Annotated in this window: 5 protein-coding genes and 1 pseudogene; 3 read left to right on the forward strand and 3 right to left on the reverse strand. The window is 68.0% G+C overall.

What is annotated here, in order from left to right:
- A pseudogene (locus INE98_RS06665) lies at positions 1-346 on the reverse strand (beta-ketoacyl-ACP synthase III); the annotation flags it as partial.
- Positions 347-434: 88 nt separating this feature from the next.
- On the opposite strand from INE98_RS06665, the gene INE98_RS06670 reads away from it, so the two are divergent.
- A complete protein-coding gene (locus tag INE98_RS06670) occupies positions 435-1,505 on the forward strand; it encodes a beta-N-acetylglucosaminidase domain-containing protein (RefSeq protein WP_293537584.1) in 1,071 nt (356 codons plus the stop codon).
- On the opposite strand, the gene INE98_RS06675 is transcribed toward INE98_RS06670, so the two are convergent.
- Complete coding sequence (locus INE98_RS06675; protein ID WP_293537607.1) at positions 1,499-2,512, reverse strand: adenosine deaminase; 1,014 nt, start codon at positions 2,510-2,512, stop codon at positions 1,499-1,501. The two genes, INE98_RS06670 and INE98_RS06675, sit on opposite strands and share 7 nt — an antisense overlap.
- Before the next feature lie 122 nt (positions 2,513-2,634).
- Between INE98_RS06675 and INE98_RS06680 the strand changes: the two genes are divergently transcribed.
- A complete protein-coding gene (locus INE98_RS06680) occupies positions 2,635-3,003 on the forward strand; it encodes a hypothetical protein (protein WP_293537586.1) in 369 nt (122 codons plus the stop codon).
- Positions 3,003-3,920, forward strand: a complete 918-nt coding sequence (locus tag INE98_RS06685) for a sterol desaturase family protein (RefSeq protein ID WP_293537587.1) — start codon at positions 3,003-3,005, stop codon at positions 3,918-3,920. The genes INE98_RS06680 and INE98_RS06685 overlap by 1 nt, the downstream gene beginning before the upstream one ends.
- A gap of 1 nt (position 3,921) precedes the next feature.
- Here INE98_RS06685 and INE98_RS06690 read toward each other — a convergent pair.
- Positions 3,922-4,578 (reverse strand): NADP-dependent oxidoreductase (locus INE98_RS06690; protein WP_293537589.1); only part of this gene is annotated, 657 nt, incomplete at its 5' end.

Here is a 4,578-nt window from a genome sequence, read left to right on the forward strand (position 1 = left end):
AAGCGTCCTTGCCCCAGCGGGCGATGGCGTCCTTCGCCGCCGCTACGCCGATCTCGGCCATGATCGACAGCTCGTCGTTGGACCGCTCGGGGATCAGGGGGTGCATGATCTCCGGGTCGACCACGCCGGACCGGTTCATCACGTAACGGGACTTGATCCCTGAGGCCTTCTCGATGAACTCGACCGAGGACGGGGCGAGAGCCGGAACCACGCCGCCGGCGATCTCCGCCGCGTGACGGGCGTTGTAAATCTCGACGAAGGCGTTGTAGGCCTCCACCAGTTCGGCGTTGGTGACCCGCTCGGCGGGGGTGAAGAGGCCGGTGGCCGCGATGACCGCTGCGTGCAAGATGTCTCTCCGCTCCGATCCGGTTCCATCAGGACCGGGGCGCACTGAATAGCACGACGGGACGGGGCGGGAAGAGCAGGGGATCGCCATGACGCCGGAACTGGGTCTGATCGAAGGATACTACGGCCTGCCCTGGGACTGGGCGGCGCGGGAAAGGGTCATGCGCCGGCTGGCGACGGCTGGCTATCGTTTCTTCATGTACGCGCCCAAGGCCGACGCCTTCCTGCGCCGTCGGTGGCGGGAAGCGCATCCAGAGGGTGAGGCCCGGGCGCTGGCCGGCTTCGCCGCCGCCTGCCGTGAGGCAGGGGTCCGATTTGGTGTGGGCCTCAGCCCCTTCGAGGTCTGGAAGGACTTCGGCGCCGAAACCAAGCGAGCCCTGGCTGACAAGCTTTCGCGTCTTGACGAGCTTGGGATCGAGGACCTTGGCGTCCTGTTTGACGACATGCGCGGCGACCTGCTGGGCCTCGCCGAGGCGCAGGCCGAGATCGTCCACTGGATTGCCGGCCGGACCCGGGCCAGCCGGATAGTTTTCTGCCCCACCTACTATTCTGACGATCCGGCTCTGGACATGGCCTTCGGCCAGCGTCCTGAAGGCTATCTAGAGTCCCTGGGTCGCGCCCTGGACCCGCGGATCGAGGTCTTCTGGACAGGGGAGGAGGTGTGCAGCCGCGCCTATGGCGTGCGTCATCTCGAGCGGGTGGGCGACCAGCTCGGCCGCCGCCCAGTCCTTTGGGACAACTATCCCGTGAACGACGGTCCGCGGATGTCGCCCTTCCTCTACCTCCGCGCCTTCACGGGGCGTCCCGCCCAGATTGGCTCCCGGCTTGCGGCCCATGCGGTGAACCCCGCCCTCCAGCCGGAACTGACCTTGCTGCCCGCCCTGACCCTGCCCGAGAGCTACCGGCTGGGCGAGGCCTATGACTATGGCGCGGCCCTGGCTGCGGCAGGGAAGGCGGTGCTGGGTCCTGAGCTTTCCGACCTCGTGCGGCGACACCTGATCCTGCTGAACGACACCGGTCGCGACCGGATGGACCCGGCCGTGCAGGACCGGCTGCGCGGACGTTATGCGGCCATCGACCACCCTGCGGCGCGGGAGATCGTCGACTGGCTGGACGGCAAGTGGGTCATGACCCGGGACATGATGGCGGGCGATCACTGACCGGAGGCGAGAGCCTCCAGCCGGGCCAGATGGGGCGCTCGTTCCGCCTCGCTCCAGAAAGCGCCCTCGAGGCTATTCCGGGCGAGGGTGACGAGATGGTCGCGCTCCAGCCCCACCGCCCGTGTGGTCTGGACCCAATTGTCGAGGAGATAGCCGCCGAAGTAGGCCGGGTCGTCGGAGTTCACTGTGGCCTTCAGGCCGAGTTGCAGCATCCGCTTCAAGGGGTGCGCTTCCAGGGAAGGCACCCCGCAGAGCTTCAGGTTCGACAGGGGGCAGACGGTCAGGACTTGCCCCTCGCGGACCAGCCGCGCGGTCAGGGTCTCGTCCTCCAGGGCCCTGTTCCCGTGGTCTATGCGGTCCACCTTCAGGAGATCCAGGGCCTCGGCGACATACGCGGGCGGGCCTTCTTCCCCGGCATGGGCGACACGCTTCAGGCCCCGCTCCCCCGCCGCCCGGAAGACCTTCTGGAAGCCCGACGGCGGAAAGCCGGACTCTGAGGAATCCAGGCCCACGCCCAGAAGCCTGTCCAGCCAGGGCTCTGCAGCCCGAAGCGTCTCCAGGGCGGCCTCCTCGGGCAGGTGGCGCAGGAAGCAGAGGATCAGACCGCTGGACAGCCCGAGTTCCGCCTCGGCGGCGGCCATGCCCGAAAGCAGTCCCTCAATCGCCACCCGGAAGGGCAGGCCGCGGTCGGTATGGGTCTGGGGGTCGAAGAAGATCTCGCACCGGACGGCGCCATCCGCCGCCGCCCGACGGAAATAGGCGAGGGCCAGGTCGTGGAAGTCCTCCTCGGTCAGGAGGACCGCCGCCCCCTGGTAGTAGATGTCCAGGAAGTCCTGGAGGCGCGTGAAGCTGTAGGCGGCCCGCACCGCCTCGACGTTGGCGAAGGGCAGGGCGACCCGGTTCCGCCGGGCCAGTTCGAACATCATCTCTGGCTCGAGGGAGCCTTCGACATGCATGTGAAGCTCGGCCTTCGGCAGGCGGCGGATGAAGTCGGTGAGAGCGTTCATGTCCGGAACACAGCCCTCGACCAGCGCCGCCGTCAAGCTTCCGCAGGGTCCGGCTTGACGCTCCCGTCCCCCTGCCTGACTCTCGGGCGCCAAAGGAGCGCGTCATTCCTATTCCCCCCTTTGTGAGCCAGCTTGCCGTCTCCGGCGTCGCGGTCCTCGTGATCGTCGCCCTGGCGGCGGCGGCGCGCCTTTCGCGGCCTACCCCGCCGCTGGATGAGGCGACGGCGCGAGCCCTCCTGGCGGAGGACTACCCCGATGCCCGGATCGACCGGTTCTGGTTGGCCGTCGACGGAGCTGCGGCCCTGGCCCGGTCCGGCGACCACGCCCTTTACCTGTTTCGCCTCGGCGACTCCTGGGTGGCCCGGGACCTGGCCTGGACCGTCGCGGTCTCAGCGCCCGTCCGCGGCGGTCGCCTGCACCTTCGTCTGTCCGGCGTGAGCCCGCGCCTGGCCCGACCCGCCTTGGCGGGATGGGTTGCGGAGACCGCCTGATGCTGGAAGCGCCCTTCGACCCGGTCAAGCTGGCCATCCCCTTCTTCATCCTGGCCATCCTTCTGGAGATCGGCCTGGGGCGTCTGCGACTGGCCAAGGCCGAGTACGAGGCCCGCGACACACTGGCCTCCCTGGCCATGGGCCTGCTGCGCGGGATTCCCGCCCTCCTGACCGCCGGCTTGATCTTCACCGCCACGGTCTGGGTCTGGGAACACCGCATCTTCACCGTGCCCTTCGACGCCTGGTGGGGCTGGGCGGCGATCTTCTTCCTCGACGACCTGATTTACTATGTCTTCCACCGGCTGAGCCATGAGCGGCGTTTCTGGTGGGCGGCGCACGTCAACCACCACTCCTCCCAGCACTACAACCTGTCGACGGCGCTTCGGCAGACCTGGACTGGCGGGCTTGCGGGGACCTGGCTCCTCTGGCTGCCGCTGGCCTTCCTGGGGTTCTCTCCCGCCCAGATCGCCATCCAGCAGGGGATCAGCCTCGTCTACCAGTTCTGGATCCATACCGAGGCGGTCGGGCGGATGCCGGCCTGGTTCGAGGCGGTTTTCAACACGCCTTCGCATCACAGGGTGCACCATGCGCGCAACCCCAGGTACCTGGACCGGAACTATGCCGGCATCCTGATCATCTGGGACAAGATGTTCGGCACCTTCCAGGCTGAGCTGGACGAGGAAAAGCCCCGTTACGGCCTGATCCGCAACCTGGGCAGCTTCAACATCCTGACCGTGGCCTTCCATGAATGGATCGCCATCGGACGTGACCTCGCCTCGGCCCGGTCGCTACGAGAGGTTATCGGATACCTCTTCGGCCCTCCGGGCTGGAGCCCCGACGGCAGCCGGGACACCAGCAAGAGCCTGAGGGCCCGCTGGGCCGCTCGCCAGTCCGCCGGCGCCACCCCGGCCGAGTAGGCTAGAGCCGAACCAGCATCTTGCCCGCGTTGCGGCCCTCGAACAGGCCGATCAAGGCCTCCGGTGCACGGTCGAAGCCCTCCAGGACGGTCTCCTGGTAACGGATCTGGCCGGACTTCAGCCAGCCGGTCATGTCGGACTGGAACTGCTCCTGCAGATGGGGGAAGTCGGAGGCGACGAAGCCTTCCATCCGCATCCGGCCATAGATCAGGACTGACAGGTTCCGCACGCCCTCGCGGTCGCCGTTGTAGGTCGAGATCATGCCGCAGACGGCGATCCGGCCGCGCAGGTTCATGCAGGCCAGGGCGGCGTCGAGGTGGGCCCCGCCGACGTTCTCGAAGTAGACGTCGATCCCCTTGGGCGCGGCGGCCTTCAGAGCGGAGCGCAGGTTCTCGGACCGGTAGTTGATGGCCGCGTCCAGGCCCGCCTCCTCCAGCAGCCAGCGCTTCTTGTCGTCCGAGCCGGTGGAGCCGATCACGTAGCAGCCCTTGATCTTCGCAATCTGGGCGGCGACCGAGCCGACAGCGCCGGCGGCGGTAGAGACAAAGACCTGCTCGCCGTCCTTCAGGGCGCCCGTTTCCAGGAGGCCGCCATAGGCCGTGATCCCGGTGCCGCCCAGGGCGTGCATGTAGACGCTGAGGGGCAGGTCAGGGTCGGG

The sequence above is a fragment of the Phenylobacterium sp. genome (assembly GCF_020253645.1).
GTDB lineage: Bacteria > Pseudomonadota > Alphaproteobacteria > Caulobacterales > Caulobacteraceae > Phenylobacterium.

What these genes read in the sequence shown, in the direction of transcription:
- INE98_RS06670 (WP_293537584.1), top strand. Translation starts at nt 435, where the DNA reads ATGACGCCGGAACTGGGTCTGATCGAAGGATACTACGGCCTGCCCTGG.
- INE98_RS06675 (WP_293537607.1), bottom strand. Translation starts at nt 2,512, where the DNA reads ATGAACGCTCTCACCGACTTCATCCGCCGCCTGCCGAAGGCCGAGCTT.
- INE98_RS06685 (WP_293537587.1), top strand. Translation starts at nt 3,003, where the DNA reads ATGCTGGAAGCGCCCTTCGACCCGGTCAAGCTGGCCATCCCCTTCTTC.